Annotated in this window: 17 protein-coding genes, 1 pseudogene and 1 riboswitch; of the genes and pseudogenes, 6 read left to right on the top strand and 12 right to left on the bottom strand. The window is 61.6% G+C overall.

The features are described 5' to 3' along the window. The first annotated feature begins 155 nt into the window (after positions 1-155). Both ACPYOI_RS01520 and ACPYOI_RS01515 read left to right on the top strand, forming a co-directional pair. Entirely contained in the window at positions 156-2,468 is a 2,313-nt protein-coding gene (locus tag ACPYOI_RS01520; RefSeq protein WP_481414933.1) for an NADP-dependent malic enzyme, read from the top strand. 124 nt (positions 2,469-2,592) lie between these two features. Beyond that, positions 2,593-3,657 (top strand): DUF2865 domain-containing protein, encoded by a 1,065-nt coding sequence (locus ACPYOI_RS01515; RefSeq protein WP_481414932.1) that lies wholly within the window; start codon positions 2,593-2,595, stop codon positions 3,655-3,657. Positions 3,658-3,663: 6 nt separating this feature from the next. On the opposite strand, the gene bluB is transcribed toward ACPYOI_RS01515, so the two are convergent. The 3 genes from bluB to ACPYOI_RS01500 all read right to left on the bottom strand — a co-directional run bounded on the left by bluB (position 3,664) and on the right by ACPYOI_RS01500 (position 7,121). Further along, on the bottom strand, positions 3,664-4,347 hold the full coding sequence (gene bluB, locus ACPYOI_RS01510; protein ID WP_481414931.1) for a 5,6-dimethylbenzimidazole synthase: 684 nt from the start codon (positions 4,345-4,347) through the stop codon (positions 3,664-3,666). A gap of 41 nt (positions 4,348-4,388) precedes the next feature. Continuing rightward, positions 4,389-4,573: riboswitch (cobalamin riboswitch) on the bottom strand. An 18-nt stretch (positions 4,574-4,591) separates the two neighbouring features. After that, positions 4,592-5,422 (bottom strand): TolB family protein, encoded by an 831-nt coding sequence (locus ACPYOI_RS01505; RefSeq protein WP_481414929.1) that lies wholly within the window; start codon positions 5,420-5,422, stop codon positions 4,592-4,594. 19 nt (positions 5,423-5,441) lie between these two features. Continuing rightward, positions 5,442-7,121 (bottom strand): NAD+ synthase, encoded by a 1,680-nt coding sequence (locus ACPYOI_RS01500; protein ID WP_481414999.1) that lies wholly within the window; start codon positions 7,119-7,121, stop codon positions 5,442-5,444. 162 nt (positions 7,122-7,283) lie between these two features. Between ACPYOI_RS01500 and ACPYOI_RS01495 the strand changes: the two genes are divergently transcribed. Beyond that, positions 7,284-9,206 (top strand): LTA synthase family protein, encoded by a 1,923-nt coding sequence (locus ACPYOI_RS01495; RefSeq protein ID WP_481414998.1) that lies wholly within the window; start codon positions 7,284-7,286, stop codon positions 9,204-9,206. A gap of 79 nt (positions 9,207-9,285) precedes the next feature. After that, positions 9,286-9,819 carry a DUF1003 domain-containing protein gene (locus ACPYOI_RS01490; RefSeq protein ID WP_481414928.1) on the top strand — a complete coding sequence of 178 codons (534 nt, stop codon included), beginning with the start codon at positions 9,286-9,288 and terminating at the stop codon, positions 9,817-9,819. 25 nt (positions 9,820-9,844) lie between these two features. On the opposite strand, the gene ACPYOI_RS01485 is transcribed toward ACPYOI_RS01490, so the two are convergent. The 4 genes and pseudogenes from ACPYOI_RS01485 to ACPYOI_RS01470 form a co-directional block, all read right to left on the bottom strand. Beyond that, a complete protein-coding gene (locus ACPYOI_RS01485; RefSeq protein ID WP_481414997.1) occupies positions 9,845-10,903 on the bottom strand; it encodes an adenylate/guanylate cyclase domain-containing protein in 1,059 nt (352 codons plus the stop codon). A gap of 100 nt (positions 10,904-11,003) precedes the next feature. Continuing rightward, on the bottom strand, positions 11,004-11,453 hold the full coding sequence (locus ACPYOI_RS01480) for an SRPBCC family protein (RefSeq protein WP_481414927.1): 450 nt from the start codon (positions 11,451-11,453) through the stop codon (positions 11,004-11,006). Between the two features lie 226 nt (positions 11,454-11,679). Continuing rightward, a pseudogene (locus tag ACPYOI_RS01475) lies at positions 11,680-12,074 on the bottom strand (GFA family protein). A gap of 162 nt (positions 12,075-12,236) precedes the next feature. Next, on the bottom strand, positions 12,237-13,610 hold the full coding sequence (locus tag ACPYOI_RS01470; protein WP_481414926.1) for a class II 3-deoxy-7-phosphoheptulonate synthase: 1,374 nt from the start codon (positions 13,608-13,610) through the stop codon (positions 12,237-12,239). Between the two features lie 250 nt (positions 13,611-13,860). Here ACPYOI_RS01470 and ACPYOI_RS01465 point away from each other — a divergent pair, with 250 nt between their 5' ends. Beyond that, on the top strand, positions 13,861-15,237 hold the full coding sequence (locus tag ACPYOI_RS01465) for a TadE/TadG family type IV pilus assembly protein (RefSeq protein WP_481414925.1): 1,377 nt from the start codon (positions 13,861-13,863) through the stop codon (positions 15,235-15,237). Between the two features lie 99 nt (positions 15,238-15,336). Here the strand turns inward: ACPYOI_RS01465 and gor are convergent, their stop codons facing one another. The 3 genes from gor to rpiA all read right to left on the bottom strand — a co-directional run bounded on the left by gor (position 15,337) and on the right by rpiA (position 18,120). Next, positions 15,337-16,722 carry a glutathione-disulfide reductase gene (gene gor, locus ACPYOI_RS01460; RefSeq protein WP_481414924.1) on the bottom strand — a complete coding sequence of 462 codons (1,386 nt, stop codon included), beginning with the start codon at positions 16,720-16,722 and terminating at the stop codon, positions 15,337-15,339. 112 nt (positions 16,723-16,834) lie between these two features. Beyond that, a complete protein-coding gene (locus ACPYOI_RS01455; protein ID WP_168831085.1) occupies positions 16,835-17,404 on the bottom strand; it encodes a DUF2059 domain-containing protein in 570 nt (189 codons plus the stop codon). A 17-nt stretch (positions 17,405-17,421) separates the two neighbouring features. Then, entirely contained in the window at positions 17,422-18,120 is a 699-nt protein-coding gene (gene rpiA, locus ACPYOI_RS01450; RefSeq protein WP_481414923.1) for a ribose-5-phosphate isomerase RpiA, read from the bottom strand. A 144-nt stretch (positions 18,121-18,264) separates the two neighbouring features. Between rpiA and ACPYOI_RS01445 the strand changes: the two genes are divergently transcribed. Then, positions 18,265-19,023, top strand: a complete 759-nt coding sequence (locus tag ACPYOI_RS01445) for an HAD family hydrolase (protein WP_168831083.1) — start codon at positions 18,265-18,267, stop codon at positions 19,021-19,023. A 108-nt stretch (positions 19,024-19,131) separates the two neighbouring features. Here ACPYOI_RS01445 and ACPYOI_RS01440 read toward each other — a convergent pair whose 3' ends face one another. Beyond that, positions 19,132-20,526 carry an MFS transporter gene (locus ACPYOI_RS01440; protein ID WP_481422493.1) on the bottom strand — a complete coding sequence of 465 codons (1,395 nt, stop codon included), beginning with the start codon at positions 20,524-20,526 and terminating at the stop codon, positions 19,132-19,134. Positions 20,527-20,664: 138 nt separating this feature from the next. Continuing rightward, positions 20,665-21,576 carry a LysR family transcriptional regulator gene (locus tag ACPYOI_RS01435; protein ID WP_481414921.1) on the bottom strand — a complete coding sequence of 304 codons (912 nt, stop codon included), beginning with the start codon at positions 21,574-21,576 and terminating at the stop codon, positions 20,665-20,667. Between the last annotated feature and the right edge of the window lie 45 nt (positions 21,577-21,621).

The following is a 21,621-nucleotide window of genomic DNA, read 5'->3' as shown; positions in this document are numbered from 1 at the left end:
CCAAAATCAGACTCGTGTTTCAGGAAGATGACAGGAAGGCACATTGTCGCGCCTGCGCGATTTCCACGTCGATGCCGAAATTCTGACTGGCCCGCTCAGCCGATTGTTGTATGGAGGAGTCTCGGAAAAGTGTAAGTGCGGTAGTGGAGACGGCAATGGATCATCAGGAAAAATCCAAGACGGACAAAAATGAAACGGGCGGAAACCTCGACGAACAGGCGCTTTTCTTCCACCGTTATCCCCGTCCCGGCAAACTCGAAATTCAGGCGACCAAGCCGCTCGGCAATCAGCGCGACCTCGCGCTTGCCTATTCCCCGGGCGTCGCAGCACCCTGCCTTGCGATCCGCGACAATCCGGAAACCGCCGCCGATTACACCTCGCGCGCCAATCTGGTTGCCGTTATCTCTAACGGCACCGCCGTTCTCGGCCTCGGGAATATCGGCCCGCTCGCTTCTAAGCCGGTGATGGAAGGCAAGGCGGTTCTCTTCAAGAAGTTTGCCGGCATCGACGTGTTCGACATCGAAATCGACGCGTCCACCGTCGACCAGATGGTTTCCACCGTATCCTCGCTCGAACCGACCTTCGGCGGCATCAACCTCGAGGACATCAAGGCGCCGGAATGCTTCGAGGTCGAGCGCCAGCTTCGCGAGAAGATGAATATTCCCGTCTTCCATGACGACCAGCACGGCACCGCGATCATCGTTGCGGCCGCGGTCCTGAACGGTCTGGAACTGGCCGGCAAGAAGATCGGGGATGTCAAGATCGTCACCTCGGGCGCGGGTGCCGCGGCGCTCGCCTGCCTCAATCTTCTCGTCGAGCTCGGTGCCAAGAAGAAGAACATCTGGGTCCACGACATCGAGGGACTGGTCTATGACGGCCGCAACGTGCTGATGGACGAGTGGAAGGAGGTCTATGCCCAAAAGACCGACAAGCGCGTGCTCGCCGACAGCATCGGCGGCGCCGACGTCTTCCTTGGCCTTTCTGCAGCCGGCGTCTTGAAACCGGAACTGCTCGCGCAGATGGCCGAGAAGCCACTCATCATGGCGCTCGCCAACCCGACGCCCGAGATCATGCCGGAGCTTGCGCGTGCGGCCCGCCCCGACGCGATGATCTGCACCGGCCGGTCCGACTTCCCGAACCAGGTGAACAACGTCCTCTGCTTCCCCTACATCTTCCGCGGCGCGCTCGATTGTGGCGCCACGGCCATCAACGAACAGATGAAGATGGCCGCCGTCAAGGCGATTGCCGGGCTTGCCCGCGAGGAAGTATCGGACGTCGCCGCCCGCGCCTATTCCGGCGAGACGCCGGTCTTCGGTCCTGATTACCTCATCCCCTCGCCCTTCGATCCGCGTCTCATCCTGCGCATCGCTCCGGCTGTCGCCAAGGCGGCCGCCGAGACCGGCGTTGCATCGCGGCCGATCGCCGATTTCGACGCCTATCTCGATCAGCTGAACCGCTTCGTCTGGCGCTCGGGCTTCGTCATGAAGCCGATCTTCACGAGCGCCAAGACTGCCGACAAGAAGCGCGTCATTTTCGCGGAAGGCGAAGACGAGCGCGTCCTGCGTGCGGCCCAGGTACTGCTGGAAGAAAAGATCGGCGAGCCGATCCTGATCGGCCGTCCATCGGTTATCGAGGCGCGCCTGAAGCGCTTCGGCATCCGCATTCGCCCGAATGTCGATTTCGCCGTGGTAAACCCCGAAGACGACCCCCGTTACCGCGACTACGTCGACGACTACTTCGCCCTCGTCGGTCGTGCGGGCATCAATCCGGAGGCCGCCCGCACCATCGTGCGCACCAACACCACCGTCATCGGCGCCTTGTCGGTGAAGCGCGGCGAGGCCGATGCCCTCATCTGCGGCGTCGAAGGCCGGTTCGACCGCCACCTCAAGGACGTAGGCCAGATCATCGGCAGGCGGCCGGGCGTCTGCACCTTTGCCGGCCTCAGCCTGCTGATCACCCAGAAAGGACCGGTTTTCTTCGCCGATACTTTCGTGAAATACAATCCGACGCATGATGAGATCGCCGAGATCGCCCTTCTCGCGGCCGAGGAAGTTCGCCGCTTCGGCATAACGCCGAAGGCCGCGCTGATCTGTCATTCGAATTTCGGCTCCCGCGACTCCGAGAGCGCCCGAAAGATGCGCGACGCCCTGCAGCTCGTGCGCAAGCGTGCCCCCGAACTCGAGGTCGACGGTGAAATGCAGGGCGGCTCGGCGCTATCGGAAACACTGCGCAAGCGCGCCATGCCGAATAGCGCCCTGACCGGCGAAGCCAATCTCCTGCTCTTCCCGAATCTCGATGCCGCCAACATTTCGCTCGGCATCGTCCGCACGATGATGGATGCGCTTCATGTCGGCCCGATTCTGCTTGGAACCGCGCAGCCTGCGCATATCCTGTCGACTTCGGTCACCTCGCGCGGCGTCGTGAACATGGCGGCTCTTGCGGTCGTTGAGGCTTCGCAGCCCGCATAAGTTGCTGCCAAACGGGAAAATGCGTTAGAATCCGTCGCTAGCCTGTTAACGGAAACAGGCTAGAAAGGCATACGCGGCGAATGCTCCGCCGCGTACCGGCCTGGCTTGCTAGCGGGATGATACCGTGAAACGTCGAAACCTGACCCTTGCGCTTCTATTTACCCTCGCAGCTCCCGCGGCCGCGCAGACGAATGCGATCTGCCAGGACCTGCGCGCCCGCCTCGCCAATCTGCCGGAAATCACGACCAACAGCCCCGAGCTCAACCACCACTACGCCAGCGCAATTGCCGAGCAGAATCTCGAACTGCGCGATGTCCGCGAAGACATGCGCAGGTACGGCTGCTCTGTCGACAGCATGGTGGTGATCGGCGGCGAGAATGCGGACTACTGCAGCGAATTGGAGCAATCCGAAGCGCGCATGGTCGACAACATCCAGTATCTGCAGGACCGCAGCAACGACCTGCGCGAACGGGAAGGCGTGGACGATCGCGGACGCCGGGAGCTGATGGCGGCGCTTGAAGACAATGGCTGCAATGAGGTCGAGGAATATTGGCCCGACGATCAAGCCTATGCCCCCGCGCCGAGCCCCGAAGAGCAGACAATGCGCAGCGACACGTTCATCCCGCTCGGCGTGCCGCGCGGCGAGCCGATGGCGCAAGTCACCACCATGTGCGTGCGCACCTGCGACGGCGGCTTTTTCCCGATCACCACGAACGCAACCTCGGTCGATTTTGGACGCGACGCTGCGACATGCTCGAAAATGTGCCCGGGCATTGAAACCGAACTCTTCTACCAGGACATCGCGAACCCCGACGCCGCCAACATGATCTCGGCGTCGACCGGTGCGCCTTACAGCGCCATGCCGAATGCCTTCGCCTACAAGAAGCGCGCCCCCGGCGAAAAGTCGACCTGCTCTTGCAATCTGTCAGCCTACTACGACAACATCCGCAAGAACCAGGCGATCAGCGAGCCGCCGCAGAAAGGCTCGATCACGACTATCCGGTCGAAGCCGCCGGCGACCGCCGCCGCGACCCCGGAACCGGCGCCGCAACCCTCGGTGCCGGATCGCCCCTATGATCCCGCAAACAACAAGGTCCGTCAGGTCGGTCCGCAGTTCCTGGCTGGCGATCAGGGTGCGATCGACCTCAAGAGGCCCGCAACATCCGGCGCGCAGCCGCAACAGAACTGACGGGCGCTAGCGGTTGCCCCACCGGTCGGAGAAGATCAGTTCTTCCAGAGGCAGGCGCTGCCGCCAGCCTTTCACGGCGAGCTCCGGCTCCAGGTAAAGCTCGTCGACATAGCCTGCGCACAGCCACGCGATCACCTCGATATGCGCCGGGATACCGAGTATCTCCTTCAGGTCGCTCTCGTGGAAAATGCTCACCCAGCCGATACCGACGCCCTCCGCTCGGGCCGCGAGCCACAGGTTCTGGACCGCGCAGACCGTCGAGTAGGCGTCCATGCGTGGATTGTGGGTCCGTCCGAGCACCACGCTGCCGCCGCGTGTCGGATCGCAGGTCACGCAGATGCCGAGCGGCGCCCGCAAAATGCCTTCGAGCTTCAACGAGCGGTATTTGTCGCGGCGCTCCCCGTCGAACATCTCCGTCGCCTCGCGGTTTGCGCGGTCGAAGGCTTGCCACACCTGCTGCCGAACGGCCGGATCGCGCACCAGAATGAAGTTCCAGGGTTGCATGAAGCCGACGGAGGGCGCGTGGTGCGCTGCCTCCAGCAGGCGTCCCACAACATCGTCGGGCAAGGGATCGGGCAGAAACTGATCGCGCACGTCGCGGCGGGTCATGATCGCCCGATAAACCGCATCGCGTTCTTCACTATCAAAGGCAGACGCGCCCGCAAGCGCGCCGTCATTCAAGGGTCGCATCGTCAAATCCCCAACAACGCAACCGCCCGCCGTCCGCGCGGGTCAGTCTATCCTGTCAGGCCGGTCTTCTGACTTGGCGTCACCCGCTTGCCGCAGCCTTCCCGGCCCGAAAGCCAGTGGCAGTTTTGCAGCAAGCGTCAGCCTTACAGCGTTGGGCACGTTCCGGTCTCACACCGGATTCCCGATTCTCCTGCTTGAAGCAGGCACCTGACGGCAGTCTCTATCTCCCGGATTGCTGTCCCGATCAAGCCACCGGGAAATACCGCACATAGGCAAATTCATCACCTTCCGGTGACCAGCACGGCACATTGATCGTGCCCTGCCCGCCGAAGAGTTCGAAAAGCGTGGTCAGATTGCCGCCGTCCATGTCCATCAGCCGCAGCCGCACATGAAGATCGCGCGGATGGTCGAAGACATCAGGATCGTAGGACAGGATCAGCACCTTGTCGTTCTTGGGCGACGGATGCGCAAACCAGTTGCCGTAATTGTCATGCGTCACCTGCTGGAGACCCGTTCCGTCCGGATGGATGCGCCAGATCTGCATGAGCCCGGTACGGCTGGAATTGAAATAGATCCACTGTCTGTCGGCCGACCAGTCGGGGCCGTCATTGCGCCCCTCGCCATGCGTCAGGCGCGTTTCCTCGCGACCATCTACGGAAATCGTGTAGATGTCGAAAACCTGGTCGCGGATACCGCAATAAGCGACATGCCGGCCATCGGGCGACCAGCCGTGCCAGTAGGAGGGCAGGTTCTGCGTGACCTGACGCGGCGTGCCGCCAGCCGCAGGCAGGACGTAGATGCATGACTTGCCGTATTCCGTCTTGTCCGAGATGGCGATCATCGTGCCATCCGCGGAGATGCCGTGATCGTTGTTGCAGGCGACTGCAAAACCGGTATCGACCTTCTCCAGCCCGCCAGCTCCATCCGGCCTCTGCCGATAAAGCAGCCCATCGCCATTGACCAGCAGATAGCCGCCATCCGGCGAAAAATTCGGCGCCTCGATCAGCTGATCCGTTTGAAAGACAACCCGGCTTTTACCGGTGCGGATGTTGTAGATCTCGACCGAACTGCGCATACATCCTCCCGGATTCTTGTTACCGGTCCCTGAACCGGTTGGTGATCGGATAGCGGCGATCACGTCCGAAATTCTTCTTGGTGATCTTCACGCCCGGAGCCGATTGGCGGCGCTTGTATTCGGCGAGATAGAGCAGGTGCTCGATGCGGTGGATGGTCTCGACGTCGTGTCCGCGCGCGACGATCTCCCGCACCGCCATCTCCTTTTCAACCAGGCATTCGAGAATGTCGTCGAGCACGGGATAAGGCGGCAGCGAATCCTGGTCCGTCTGGTCGGGACGAAGCTCGGCGGACGGCGCCTTGTCGATGATGTTCTGCGGGATCACCACGCCCGAAGGACCCAGCGCATCCGGCGGCACGTGGCTGTTGCGCCAGCGCGCCAGCGCATAGACCTGCATCTTGTAGAGGTCCTTGATCGGATTGAAGCCGCCGTTCATGTCGCCGTAGAGGGTCGCATAGCCGACCGACATTTCCGACTTGTTGCCGGTCGTGACGACCATCGAGCCGAACTTGTTGGAGATCGCCATCAGGATCGTGCCACGTGCACGGCTCTGCAGGTTTTCCTCGGTGATGCCGCTATCCGTACCTTCGAAGAGTTCCGACAGCGCCGCGGTAAAGCCCTTCACCGGCTCCTCGATCGGCACGATGTCATAACGGCAACCAAGCGCCTTGGCGCAATCCGCCGCATCCTTCAGCGAATCGGCAGAGGTGTAACGGTAAGGCAGCATGACCGTGCGGACGCGCTCCTCGCCGAGCGCATCGACCGCAATCGCTGCGCAGATGGCCGAGTCGATCCCGCCCGACAGGCCAAGCACGACGTTCTTGAAGCCATTTTTGTTCACGTAGTCGCGAAACCCGAGCAGGCAGGCACGATAATCGGCCTCGTCGAGTTCGGGAATGCGCGACATCGGACCCTCGGCGCAGCGCCATCCGTCCTCGCCGCGCCTCCAAGTGGTGACGGCCAATGCCGTTTCGAACTGGCTCATCTGGAAGGCGAGCGTCTTGTCGCCGTTGAAGGCGAAGCTCGCGCCGTCGAAGACGAGCTCGTCTTGGCCGCCGAGCTGATTGGCGAAGATCAGCGGCAGGCCCGTTTCGATCACCTGCTTCAGCGCCACCTGATGGCGCACGTCGACCTTGCCGCGATAGTAGGGCGAGCCGTTCGGGACGAGCAAGATTTCCGCGCCGCTTTCGGCGAGCGTTTCGCACACGCCGAGATCGTTCCAGATCTCCTCGCAGATCGGCACGCCGAGACGCACGCCGCGGAAATTGACTGGTCCCGGCATCGTTCCTTCCGAAAAGACGCGCTTTTCGTCGAATTCACCGTAGTTCGGCAGGTCGACCTTGTCCCGCAGTACCAGGATCTTGCCGCCGTCGAGAACCGCGATGGAATTGTGGCGCCCGGTCTCGCCCTGCCGCGGGAAGCCGACGATGACGCCTGGCCCGCCGTCCGCGGTGTCGGCCGCGAGGTCTTCGACCGCCTTCTGGCAGGCTCTCAAGAATGCCGGCTTCAGCACCAGGTCTTCCGGCGGATAGCCGGAAATGAAAAGCTCCGTCAAAAGCAAGAGATGCGCGCCCTGGCGGGCCGCGTCGGCGCGTGCTTCGCGGGCTTTGGCAAGGTTTCCGGCCACATCCCCGACCGTCGGGTTCAACTGGGCAACGGCAATGTGGAGCGTATTCAAAGGCGCGTTTTCTTGTGTCATGTCATTCATTTAGCGCGCACCGGCTGCCGCTGCAATCGCCGTGCCATGAAAAGCCGCGGACTAAGTCGGGCAAAAAAGCGAAACCATTGCGGAACGTCAGGGTTCATCTACCGTTCATGACGGACATGTGACATTGAGATGAAGCTTTTATGACATTGGAGTCTGACGTTGATCGCGTTGGTATTGAAGTCCGCGCAGGCACGAAGAGTTGCTGGTTTCGGGTCGAGCGTGCAATCTCCCACAGCACGCGCGGCGATCGGCATAGCATTTTCCCTATCCGTTGCCCTCCTCAGCACGATTAGCGTCGAATGGATCGCCCGCGGCACGCTCACCGATGTCGGCGAATTCCTGACATCGACAGCCCGGCCCGGCATGACGACGGTCGCCATGCTGGCGATCGTGATGCTGACCCTCGATGCCGCATTCGGACGGCGCTACCAGTCCGTATTCATCCTGGTACCGCTTATCGTGATCCCTGCTTTCGTCTCCAACCAGAAGCAGCACTTTCTCTCCGATCCGTTCTATCCGTCGGACGTGCTCTTCACCCGGCAGATCATGGAGTTGCTGCCGGTGATGGTGCGCGACAGACCGTGGATGGCCGTAGCGCTCGTCATCGGCCTTGCGCTTTCCGTTGCGGGTCTCTTCCTGACATGGCGTTATGCCTGGCGTAACTTCCCGAAGCTCTCCGCGCAGGCACGCTTGCGGCGCCTCTGCCTCGGGGTGCCTGTCATCGCCGCCTTCTGCTCGCTGATGGACTATTCGCAGTATTCCTATATCCGCGACCGCCTGCAGGTCGTGCCGATCATGTGGGACCAGAAGGAGAACTACCGCAACAACGGCTTCATCCTGGCCTTCCTCTTCAATGTCCCAATGGCGGATGTCGCCGTCCCGGCCGGTCTCAACGCCGAGGCGCTCGACGCGATCCCCGCGCGCAATTTCGGCTACCTGGCCGGCCCGCGGGAAAAGCCGGACGTCATCATGCTGATGAGCGAGTCGTTCTGGGACCCCACGCGGCTCACGAACGTTTCCTTCAGCGCCGATCCGATGCCGAATATCCGTGCCATGCAGTCCGGGCACGTGTTTTCGCCGGAGTTCGGCGGCATGACCGCCAATGTCGAGTTTGAAGCACTGACCGGCTTTTCGAACGCGTTCCTGCCCTATGGCAGCATCCCCTATCAGCAGTATCTCCGCCACGACGTCCCGTCACTTGCGACGTTCTTCCGCGGGCAAGGCTACACGGCGCGGGCACTGCATCCCTACAGTGGCTGGTTCTGGAACCGCAATCAGGTTTACAAGGATTTCGGTTTCGAGGAATTCCGCACCGAAGAGACGATGCCGCCGATGGAAAAGCGCGGCCTCTTTGCCTCCGACGACTCCCTGATGAAGGAGATCATGCGCGAGGGCGACGGCCTCGATCAGCCATTCTTCTTCTTCGCAGTCACCCTGCAGGGGCATGGGCCCTATGAGCCGGGCCGCTATGCGCGCAACACGATCGACATCCACGGAAACATCCCCGACGCCGACCGCGCGACGCTTGCGACCTATACGCAGGGCGTGAAGGAAGCTGACGACAGTCTGAAGAAGCTGATGGACTGGGCGTCGAAGCGAAATCGCGAAACGATCATCGTCCTCTGGGGAGACCATCTGCCACCGCTCGGCAACACCTACATGAGCGCCGGCTACATGCCGGATATGGTGGCCACACGCAGGGCTTCGCTCGACGTCATGAAGCGCGAACATGAAACGCCGCTGGTCATCTGGTCCAACAGGAAAGGCGTCAAGGAGAATGTCGGCACGATCAGCCCCTCGCTGATCCCCTATAATCTCCTCAAGTTCGCCGGTTTCGAGCACCCCTTCTACACAGGCCTCCTCGGGCGCGTGCAGAAGAAATACAACATCATAGACCGCTACCAGCTCGCGACACGTGACAACAAGGTGACGCCGGACTGGGTGCTCGATCAGAAGAAGCTCGATCCGCTGGTGCGCGACTACCGCTACCTGCAGCACGACATCATGTTCGGCAAGGCGCGGACGCTGGAGCGTTTCTTCCCGCAGTACGACCTGCTAGCAAGCAGGGGCTCGTGACGGTCTGAAACCGGCCGCATTGCAATTTGGCCGCGAGGTATAATACTGGCTCCAAAACGATCACGTATCGGAGCCAGGCATGCATAATTTCTCGGATTTCGTTCACCTGCATTTCGACAAGCCAATCGAGGACCTCGGCGATATCGAAAAGCGAATTCTCAAGAGGGCGCACGAGCGCAAGATCATCTCTACGGATGTCAACGCGGTTATTGCGGCTGAGGCATCTTTCGGGGAACGCGTCGCCGACGGCATCGCAAGGGTCGGCGGCTCATGGTCCTTTATCATCTGCTTCCTTGCCTTCCTGGCGATCTGGACCGTGATCAACACGATCATTCTCGTGACGGGCGCCTTTGATCCCTACCCCTTCGTCTTCCTGAACCTGATTCTTTCCATGCTCGCCGCCATCCAGGCGCCGATCATCATGATGTCGCAGAACCGGCAAGCCGAGCGCGACCGCTTCGAGGCGGCCAAGGATTACGAGGTGAACCTCAAATCCGAATTGGAGGTTCTGTCGCTGCACCAGAAGATCGACATGCGCGTTCTGACCGAGATCGCCGCGTTGCGGGAAGACGTCCAGCACCTGAACGCTGCGCTGGCGGCGAAAGGGGCTTGAACCGCTCGACCCTGGCTGACGAAGTTCAATCCTCCGGCAGCGTGAAGACCGCGCAGGGTTCGGCAATGCCGCGCAACAAGTGCTCGCCCAAGGGAATCAACGCCGTTGTCGTCTCCGCAGCGACCGCGCCGGAGATGAGTACGCTGCGGCCAAGTGGCCTGCACAGCCCTTCGAGCCGGCTCACCAGGTTGACCGCCGGGCCGATGGCAGTGAAATCCAGCCGGTCGGCCGCGCCGATATTGCCCCACAGCATCTCCCCGAAATGCAGGGCCGCGCCAAAGGGCAGCGGCGGCAGTCCCTGCGCCTGCCGTGCCGCATCGAGATGGGCCATGCCGGCGCGGGCGGCGGCAACCGCGCGGAGCGCCGCTTCGCACGCGTCGCCTGGAACGCCGGTGACAGGGAAGATCGCCAGCACGCCGTCTCCGATGAACTTCAGCACCTCGCCCCCGAACGCGTGCACCGCCCCGGTGACGCGCTCGAACCAGGCGTCGAGGGCAGCAATCATTGCCGCCGGCTCCGTCGCCTCGGACAAGGCGGTGAAGTCGCGCAGATCGGCACAGAGCAGCACGGCATGGATGGTCTCTCCGGTGCCGCGGCCCAGCGCGCCGGCCTGCACGCGGGCGGCGCTGCGCCGGCCGAGATAGGCCTCGAGCAGCGTTGCCAGTTCCGACCGCGCGGCCAAGGCGGCCAAGGGGGCTGCTGCAAAACGCGCAACCTGGCGCAACCGGCGGACCTCGGCGGCGTCGAATGGCTGGGCTCCGGCCCAGCCCAGCATGGGACTGTTCGGCGCCGGCCCGACTATCTCCTCCCGCACGTGCCCAAGCCCGGCAAGCCAGTCACGTCCAGCTTGGCTGGACGGACCGTCGTTAAACCCCAGCGCCTCGATCACCGCCCCGTTCTCCGCCCGCCACAGCCAGGTGCGTCGGGCGATGATCGGATGCGGTACCGCGAGCGTCAGGGCTCCACCGGCAAGCGGTAGGCCGTCGGCCAGCAGGCGGCCGCCAAGTTGGGCAAGGAACCGATCAGGGCCAGGCGAGGCGCCGGCCTCGTCGACCAGCCAGGCAAGGGGCGCGGGCAGATCCATGCCGGAGATCATGCCACCGCGGACGTTAGCTGTCATCCGTCAGCGTAAGGCCGCCCCTCGAAGGGCATCGGCTCCGGTACCGCGAGTTCAGGAGCGGAGATTAGTCATATCTGCCATGCATGGGATCCGGACCGGGATCGCGCCCGGCTGCGACCTCGGTCAGCCGCTTGAGGTAATGCGCCCAGCCTTCCGCATGGCCAGCGCATTGCGCGGCATTGGGCAGGCCGGTATGGGTCAAGCGCAGCAGCGTTCCGTCCGGCTGCTCGACCAAGTCGATCTCGACCAGACTCGATCCCGGCGGCACGATCTCGCTGCCGTCCCAGCCGAAGCTATAGGCCAGCCGGTGCACCGGCACCACCTCGCGAAATGAACCGCGGGCAAAGCGAGCGCCGGTGACGTTGACGAGATAGAGCCCTCCAGGCTGCGGCTCGATCTGGGCTTCCGTTCCCATCCAGCGCAAGATCTTCTCTGGATCGGTCAAAAGGGCAAACACCGCGGCCGGCGGCGCCGGAATATGCGTCTCGCGGCGAACGACAAGGGCCTCTTGCATCGGTCTCTCCTGTGACTGTCATGGCCTGCCCCGTCTGAGGCAAGGATGGACGGCAGGTTACCCGGCGGCATGTAGGCGGAAGCTCTTCCTCAACAAGGGCATCCCAATCGCCTACCGTGGTAACAAGGAACATTCGCCGGCAAGCTTAACCCCGGACATCGACAAGACGGGAGTGACAAGTGTGACGGGAATGCGATGGAATCACCGGCACCGCTGCGACCGCCGCTCAGATACCCTTGGCGTATTGCGGCGCGTCACCGCTGATCTGGTAAAAGTCAGCCTTGTCGGCACAATAGATGTGATAGCCGAAGGCAAGGCCGCTCGGCTGGTCGAAGGCGCCCGCCATGACGGATACCATCGGCGATCCCTTTCTCTGCCAGAACAGCGCCGAGCCGCAATTGACGCAGAAGCCGCGGTCGGCGGTCTCGCTCGACCGGTACCAGCGGATCGCGCTTTCGCCTTCGATCGTCAGACCGTCGAGCGGCACGTCGCACGACGCATAGTAGAGTCCCGTCTGCCGCCGGCACTGCGAGCAATGACAGCCGACCACCGGCCGGGTTCGTTTCTGCTTCGAAACCTCACCGCCCGGCAGCCGCAGCCGCCCGTATAGTCCCTCACCATGCAAGCCCCCGTTTCTCGATAGACGGCAAGACTGGCGGCTGCCTGCGGCTGCGTCAAATCCAATTGCTTGAAGCAGAGTGTCAGGGATTTTGATGCGGTCGCGGCGGGCGAACAAAAAGCCCGGCACTCGGCCGGGCTTCTCTTGTTCCGATTTTCAAGCGATCAGCCGTTGGCGACCATGCGCTTCTCGTCGCGGCCGCTCTTCATCCGCTCGGCAAGCAGGAAGGCAAGCTCGAGCGCCTGGTCGGCGTTGAGGCGCGGGTCGCAATGGGTGTGGTAGCGATCCTGCAGGTCGCCGGCCGTCACCGCGCGCGCGCCGCCGGTGCATTCCGTCACGTCGTTGCCGGTCATTTCGACATGGATGCCGCCCGGATGCGAACCTTCGGCGCGGTGGATCTGGAAGAAGCTTTCGACTTCCGACAGGATGCGCTCGAACGGACGCGTCTTGTAGTTGTTGAGCGTGATCGTGTTGCCGTGCATCGGATCGCAGGACCAGACGACCTTGCGGCCTTCCTTCTCCACCGCGCGGATGAGGCGCGGCAGGTGGTCCGCCACCTTGTCGTAGCCGAAACGGCAGATCAGCGTCAGACGGCCAGCTTCGTTCGCCGGGTTCAGGATGTCGATCAGGTTCAACAGATCGTCCGCCTGCAGCGACGGGCCGCACTTCAAGCCGATCGGGTTCTTGATGCCGCGGCAGTATTCGACATGCGCATGGTCTGCCTGGCGCGTGCGGTCGCCGATCCAGACCATGTGGCCTGATGTCGCGTACCAGTCGCCGGAGGTCGAGTCGACGCGGGTCAGCGCTTCCTCGTAGCCGAGAAGCAGCGCCTCATGGCTGGTGAAGAAGTCCGTTTCGCGTAGGCTCGGCTGGTTCTCCGCGGTAATGCCGATCGCCTTCATGAAATCCATGGTTTCGCTGATGCGGTCGGCAAGCTTGCGGTAGCGCTCGCCCTGCGGGCTGTCCTTGACGAAGCCAAGCATCCATTGATGCACGTTTTCGAGGTTGGCATAGCCACCCATCGCGAAAGCACGCAGCAGGTTCAGCGTCGCCGCCGACTGGCGGTAAGCCATGGCCTGGCGTTCCGGATCGGGCGTGCGGGCGGTTTCGGTGAACTCCGTGCCGTTGACGATGTCGCCGCGATAAGTCAGAAGCGTCTGGCCGTCCTGCGTCTCGTGCGAATTGCTGCGCGGCTTGGCGAACTGTCCGGCGATACGGCCGACCTTGACGACGGGCAGCTGTGCTCCGAACGTCAGTACGACAGCCATCTGCAGGAACGACCGGAAGAAGTCGCGGATCGTGTCGGCGCCGTGTTCGGCAAAGCTCTCGGCGCAATCGCCGCCCTGCAGCAGGAAGGCGTTGCCTTCGGCAACATTGCCAAGCGCCTTCTTCAGACGCCGCGCCTCACCGGCAAAGACGAGCGGTGGATAGCTGGCAAGCTGGGCTTCCGTTGCCGCCAAAGCGGCCTGGTCCGGATAATCCGGAACCTGCTGGATCGGCTTGTCACGCCAGCTGCTCGGGGTCCAATTCTGTGCCATGTCAATCACCTGTCCTTGCCACGGCGGTCGTCTGCCGGGCTACGCGCTGAAAAGTGAGCGGCTTATAAACCTTAACGGCCGCCTTGCATAGCCGCTTAACCCGCCCGACAGGCCTCTCAATTCCCCAATGTATGACAATCGTCAGATTCGCACCGATGCAGAGAAATCTCCCAAGGGCATTAAGGAGGATTTTATCTCCATTTGAGATAGTCACGGAATTTCAGGTTGTAATTATATTTCGGAGCAATTTATGCGTGTTTTGGGAAGTTTCTTAAAAGATAAGTCCGGCAATTTCGGCATTTTGACCGCCGTACTTCTTGTGCCGATAGTCGGCGCCGCTGGAATGGCGGTCGATTACGGCCATGCGTTGAGCGTTCGATCCGATTTGATGGATGTGGCCGACTCTGCGGCGCTGGGAGCAATTTCAGAAGGCTCGGCCGGGTACAAGGCCTATCAGGCGATGACTGAGGATGGCGAAGTGACGATCGCCGAGAACGATGGAAAAGCCTTCTTCCTTGCCCAGCGCTCCTCTTCCACCACCAGCGCCGAACTCTCGGACATGCCGATCGACGTCGACCTCAAGGTTGCCCGGCTGAACGGTCAGGTCACATCGACCACAACATTCACGGCGCAGATCCCGACGACCTTCATGCGGGTGCTCGGGCAGGACTCCATTAAGGTGTCCGGCGCGGCCACCGCCGTCTACGGCGCACAGAGCAAGAGCTACACGAATTTCTACATGCTGCTCGACAACACGCCCTCGATGGGTATCGCTGCGACGCAGACGGAAATGGACCGACTGAGCGCGATCACGGGCGCCAATGGCGGTCGTGCCTGCGCACTTGCCTGCCATATCGGCTACTACGGGAGCAACGGAAAGTTCAACGAAAATCCGGACAGTACCTATATCGCGGCACGCAACAACGACGTAACGCTGCGTATCGACGTCGTCTCGAAAGCGGCGGAAGCCCTGATCGACAAGGTAAACACGGCGTCGGCGAGTGCCGATCAGTATCACATCGCCGCCTACAGCTTCGGCAGCTATGCGCTCGAGCCGGGCTACCGCATCGAGAAAGTGACGTCACTGACCGTTGACATGGCAAGCGCCTCCAAGGCCGTCGGCAATGTCGGCCTGATGACCACAGACCACGACCATTTCAACGACAATGCCCTTACGAGTTTCGACACCGCGCTCACAGCGATCGGCAAGGAAATCAGCGGCGATGGCGGCACCGGATCGAGCGCCGCCGACCCGCAGAAGATCGTTTATTTCGTGACGGATGGCGTCGGCGACAGTCTCAAGCCCGGCGGCACCTGCGGCGGAAACTGGTATGATGGCGAAGGCCGCTGCCTGGAGCCGATCGACACCAAATACTGCACGGCTCTGAAGAACCGAGGCATCAAGATGGCAGTGCTCTACACCACCTATATCCCGCTAACGGGCGACGATATCTGGGAAAACCACATGAAGAACATCTTCGCCAGCAAGATCAAAACGAAGCTGCAGGAATGTGCCTCCGACGATCTGTTCTTCGAAGTCGGTCCGGAGGACGATATGGAAAATGCCATGACGCATCTCTTCGTCAAGGCGACCAGCGGCGGCAATGCTCTGCGGCTGACGAACTAAGAGCGTTGCAAATTCAGGATAGTCAAGCCGCTGCGGGTTCCGGAGAACGCGCAGCGGCTTTTGGTTTGTTGGTGACCTGCAAGCCTCGCAAGGCGTGCGTCAGACCCGCTCGCCGTTGCGGATACGATAGCTCGGCGCATACATGGTGACGAGTTCCTCCGCCGCGGTCGGGTGAAGTGCCATGGTGCGGTCGAAGTCGTCCTTGGTGCATCCGGCTTTCAGGGTGATCCCGAGGATCTGCGCCATCTCGCCGGCATCATGGCCGAGGATATGCGCGCCGACGACCTTCCTGCTCTCGGCATCGACGATCAGCTTCATAAGCATCCTTTCTGCCCGTCCCGACAGCGTTGCCTTGAGCGGCCGGAACTGGGCACGATAGACCTCGAGCTCCTTGTAGCGCTTGGCAGCCTCCTCTTCCGAAAGGCCGACCGTGCCGATCTCGGGCTGGGAGAACACAGCCGTCGCGATCAGGTCGTGATCCGGCTTCGTCGGATTGTTCTTGTATTCGGTCTCGATGAAGCACATCGCTTCATGGATGGCGACCGGGGTGAGCTGTACCCGGTCGGTGACGTCACCGAGCGCATAGATGTTGTCGACGCTCGTTCGCGAATATTCGTCGACCACGATCGCGCCGCGCTCATTCATCTTCACGCCTGCCGCTTCGAGCCCGAGGCCCTCGGTGTTCGGATCGCGTCCGAGCGCCAGCAGCACGGCGCCTACATGCAGCGTACCGTTCTTCAGCGTCTCGACGGCAAGCCCGCCCTCGGCTTCCGAGACCTTCTCTAGGACATCATGGCAGAGGATACGGATGCCCTTGGCAACCATCGCCTCGTGCAGGCCGCGGCGCAGATCCTGATCAAAGCGCGAAAGAATCTCCGCCCCGCGATAGATCAGTGTCGTCTCGACACCCAGTCCATGAAAGATGTTGGCGAACTCCACGGCGATGTAGCCGCCGCCAGCGATCACGATCGATTTCGGCAACTCTTCAAGATGAAAAGCCTCGTTGGAGGAAATGCAAAGCTCATGCCCGGGCAATGCCGCATGCGGGTTTGGCCGGCCGCCGGTCGCAATGAGGATGGTCTTGGCGGTGACAGTCTGCCCCGTCTTTATCAGCCGGATCGTATGCGCGTCGACGAGTTCCGCACGGGTTTCGAGGATTTCCGCATTCGCGTTCGACAGCCCCTTCTTGTAGAGCCCCTCCAGTCGCTCGATTTCAGCATCCTTGGCGGCGACCAGCTTCTTCCAGTCGAAAGAGTTTGCGCCGACCGTCCAGCCGAAACCGGCCGCATCCTCGAAATGCTCGTGATACTGCGAGGCATAGACGAACAGCTTCTTCGGAACGCAACCGCGGATGACGCACGTGCCGCCGTAGCGGTACTCCTCCGCGATCGCCACCTTCTTGCCAAGCGAAGCGGCAACGCGTGCGCCTCTGACGCCTCCCGAACCGCCGCCAATGACGAAGAGGTCGTAATCAAATGAAGACATGGAAGTATGCTCCGGATGGAATCGGCGTGGGGTGGTTCAATGGATATAGGTTCTGCGCGGGCAAAAACAAAAGCCCGGCCGATGCCGGGCTTTCACGCTTGTGCTCGTCGGGTCAGGGCTTGGCGGCCGGAGCCGCAGCCGGTGCATTTGCCGCTGGCGCGGTCTCGGGGACCGGCTGCACCTTGATCACCTTGCTAAGCTCGGCACTAGCCTTCTGCTGGAGATCGCGAGCGATGCCCTGTGCCCAGATATCGGCCGCCCTGTTGGTTTCGCGCGATGCGATCGGGCCGTCCCTCAGCAGTTTCTTGCCGACGGGCGAGTTATAGAAATCGGCAATTGCCTTCAGCTCGTCGAGAGTGAACGCCTTTGCGTAGTTCGTTGCCGCTTCCTTTTCGAGATCGGCGCGGCGCGGCGCCAGCGCAAGCGCCTGGGCGTCGACCGTCGAGCTAATCACGTCCTCGTAGTTCGGCGAATCTTGAATGAGACCAGCCTTCAGGCGTTCGGCAAGGCCCGGCAGGATGTTGTCGAACTGAGCCGTCGCGCCGATGGCCGCAACGGCCGCGCGCGCCGCCTTCAACTGCTCATCCGAAATTTCCTGCGCCTGCGCAGCCGAGCCGAAAGCGATACCGGAAAGAATAACCGTCGCAGCGGCAAACCGGCCAAGACCTGCAAATTTCTTCATGCTTCTCAATGCTCCTGTTATCTGTTCGCCCGCAGCGTGCGCGCACCCGCTGGACCTGCGATGATCGCAAGTGCCGCCATATTGAGGAAAAGTCCGTGTTCAACGACACCGGGGATGGAATTCAGCTCGCTCGAAAGCGCGTCTGCATCAGGAATGCGGCCAAAAGATGCATCGATGATGTAGTGGCCGCCGTCTGTCGTGAATTCTCCGTCACCGGATTGGCGAAGCACAAGGCTGCCGGTCAGGCCGAGCCTCGCAGCCGTCTTTTCGATCGCCATCCGGGTGGAAACGAGACCAAACGGATTGACCTCGATCGGCAGCGGAAAACGGCCAAGCGTCTCGACCAGCTTCGTCTCGTCGGCAATCACGATCATGCGGTTCGAAGCCGCCGCCACGATCTTCTCGCGCAGCAACGCGCCGCCGCCGCCTTTGACGAGGCGCAGCGCCGGGTCCACTTCGTCGGCGCCGTCGATTGTCAGGTCCAGTTCCGGAAGTTCGTCGAGCGATTTCAGTGGCACGCCGAGTTCGACGCAAAGCCGCGCCGTGCGTTCCGAGGTCGGAACGCCCTCGACCCTCAGCCCGCCGGCGACCTTTTCGGCAAGCAGGCGGACGAATTCCTCGGCCGTACTCCCCGTGCCGATTCCGAGGCGCATTCCATTCTCGACATGGGCAAGAGCCGCCTCGGCGGCCTTGATCTTCATTTCGCGGGCATCCATGCGCCGCTTACTCCGCTTGTTTCGTTGGTTGTGCTGTTTACACGCCTCCTAAGGCGAACGAAAGATAAAATAATACCAGCAAACTGAAATGCGAAAGCACCTGGCTGCGGCGTTGTGGATCATAGTCTTGGCGTTGCTTTTTCCATGCGTATCACCTACTCCGGGGCGACCGTTTTCCACAAAGAGGCGATTTCCTTGACCCCTCCCCTTGTCGTATTCGATCTCGACGGCACGCTGCTCGATACGCATGCGGATCTCGTCGAAAGCCTTAATCACACGATCGCCGCACTTGATCTCGCACCGGTGACTTATGCCGACCTCACCCATCTCGTCGGCCACGGCGCCAGGGTGATGATCGAGCGTGCATGCAAGCTTCGTGGCCACCCGCTTTCGGAGAACGAACTTCCGCCGCTGCTGGAGCGCTTCATTGCTCACTATACCGATACGATGCCCGGGCACACCCAGCCCTATCCCGGCCTGGTCGCCGCGATGGATGCGCTGAAAGCGAACGGCTACAAGCTCGCGGTCTGCACCAACAAGCTGGAATCGCTGGCGCTGACGCTTCTCCGCAAGCTCCATCTGACTCATTATTTCGACGCCATCACCGGCGGCGACACCTTTCCGGTCCGCAAGCCCGATGCGCGGCATCTGACCGGCACGATCGAACGCGCAGGCGGAGCCCCGGCGCGCAGCGTCATGATCGGCGACAGCGTCAACGACATTGCAGTCGCCAGGAATGCCAGCGTGCCATCGATCGCCGTTCCCTTCGGCTATTCCGACGTACCGGTCGAAACGCTCGGACCGAACCGGATCATCCTGCACTACGACGAACTGACCCCCGACCTCGTCGACGCCGTCATTCGTGATTTCGCGCTATCGAACGCGGCAGCTGTCTCCCGCTGAAGCGGCCGGCCCCTCAAAAGTCACTAGCGCGGCGCAGTCACTGGCCCGCGCGTGACTGCACGATTTGGGCGGTCGGACGCACACTGATCCGAAAACTCTTATCGGTTGCTATTTGACGCCGTGCCCGCTCACATCTGATCCAGCGGATCTTGGCAGCCGAAGAAACAGGATAGCCGAAAGAGCTGCGATGATCGCTATTCCGGAAAAAGCGGGTGCAAAGCTATCTGGACCAAGACGATCCTGACCGAACCCAAAAATCGTCACGCTCAGAAACAGCGCGCCGGTAGCGACGCCGAGACTTTGTGAAAGCTGTTGGGCAGTGCTCGCGAGAGAGGTGGCCCGGCTCATCTGCGCCTTGGAAACGTCCGCGAAATTCAGCGCTGCGATCCCGTTGTACTGCAAGCCGCGACAGAATCCGGCGGCGAAGAACAGGGCGGGCATCAGCAATACGGGCGTGCTGGGCGTCAGGAAGCCATGCGCCAGCATGAGCAGCGCACATAGAAAGCCATTCAAAACAAGGGCTCTCCGAAACCCCAACGCCTTCAGGAGGTAACCCGCAAGAACCCGCATCAGAAGCGAACCTACAGCACTGATGAAGGTCAGGACGCCGGAGTTGAAGGCAGTCAGACCGAAGCCGGCCTGGAGCATCATGGGAAGCAGGAAGGGAATTGCGCCTGCACTGATACGGAAAAGGTTTCCGGCAAAGAACGATAGCCGGAAGGTTGGGATATGGAGAAGCTTCAGATCGAGGATCGGGTTCTCCCTGGCGCGGGCATGTCGAAAATAGAGCAAAAGCGCGCCGGCGCCGACCAGGAGCGGTACCGATAAGCCGGGAGAGAGGCCGCCGTGACTGGCCAGTTCCACGCTGTAGACAAGCCCCGCGAGAGCAAGGCCGCTCAAGGCGAAGCCTAGCCAGTCAAAGGGCGGCGTCACGTCCTCTTTGTGATTGGGAACAAGCCGAAGGACCAAGAAAGCGCCGATCACGCCGATCGGGACATTCAAGAAAAAAATCCATCTCCAGGATGCGTAGGTCACGATGAACCCGCCCAGAGGCGGGCCGAGTACGGGCCCAAGCACTGCCGGTACAGTGAGGTAAGCCATGGCGCTGACCATGTCCGCTTTCGAAACATTGCGCATGAGTACGAGGCGGCCAACCGGGACCATCATTGCTCCGCCGATCCCCTGCAGGGCGCGGACAATAGCGAAAGCGGCGAGGCCACGACTCAGACCGCATAGGACGGACGCCAGCGTGAAGACGGCGATGGCGGCGAGAAAGATAGTGCGGGCACCAAAGCGATCGGCAATCCACCCGCTGGCCGGGATAAAAACCGCCACGCTGAGAAGGTAGGAACTGACCGCGACACTGAGATCGATCGGACTTGTCTCAAAAGCCCTGGCAATCTGCGGAAGGGCCGTGACGATGATCGAACCGTCAAGATTCTCCATGAAAAGCGCACAGGCCACGATAAGGGCTAGCGCTTTAAAATCGTTTTCGGACGCCATGCGTAGAAGGTCCTTGGTAATTCACTGCAGACATCAATTCCAGCACCGACTCACGCCTGTATAGTTGCACTGGCTTCGCTGGCATAGAAGCCGGGTTCACAGGGAACGGCCGCTGACGGCACGCGAACTGCCGCCGCATTACGACGAGTTGACGCCATTCACCTCCACGCGCTGTCGAAAGCGCTCTACGGCGAAATCCACGAAGGCGCGCACCCGAGCCGAGACCTTGCGCCCCTCTGCATGCACGATGTGGATCGGAACCGGTTCGCGCTCGTAGTCCGCAAGCACGATCTTCAGCCGGCCGGCCTCGATTTCGGGGGCAACCTGGTATGACTGGAAACGGGAAAGCCCCCAGCCCGCCACCGCGGCTGCGATGGCTGCGTCATTCGTGTTGCAGATCAGCCTGGCACTGACGGGCACGCGGATACTGTTGTCCTTCCCAAACAGCCACTCGGAATGGCCGAATAAGCCGTCGCGCCCAATGATCCTATGCCCGGCAAGGTCCTCCGGCATTTCCGGCTCGCCGTGGCGAGCGAAGTAGTCCGGCGAGCCGCAAAGCACCTGCCTGATGGACCCGATGCGCCGGGCGACAAGTCCGGAGGCAGGTAGCGCCGCAATGCGCACGGCCACGTCCAACCCCTCCTCTACGAGATTGGTCACGCGGTCCACGAATACGGTTTTCACCTGCATCGCAGGATAACGATCGAGGAAATCCAGAATCACCGGAAGCACGTGGATGCGCCCAAAAAGTGCTGGCGCGGTGACCGTGAGCAAACCGGCCGGCTGGGTGAAGCTGCCGGCCGCGTTGGCTTCCGCCTCGGATATTTCTCCGAGGATACGCCGGCAATCAGCGGCATACCCCTCGCCCGCCGCGGTCAGCTTCAGCGAACGGGTCGTGCGTACGAGAAGGCGAGTGCCGATCAGGCCTTCCAATTGGGAAATGGCTCGCGTTACCGAAGGTGGACTCATGTGCAGCACTCGGGCGGCAGGAGCAAAGCCACCGCTTTCCACCACCTGCACGAATACGCGCATCGCCTGCCAGCGATCCATCACAGCTCCTCCTTAAAGCTGATCATTTCGATAACTGAAATAGTC

The organism is Rhizobium sp. SVR5-2C, assembly GCF_056755115.1.
This window is presented reverse-complemented; position numbering and strand designations above follow the sequence as displayed.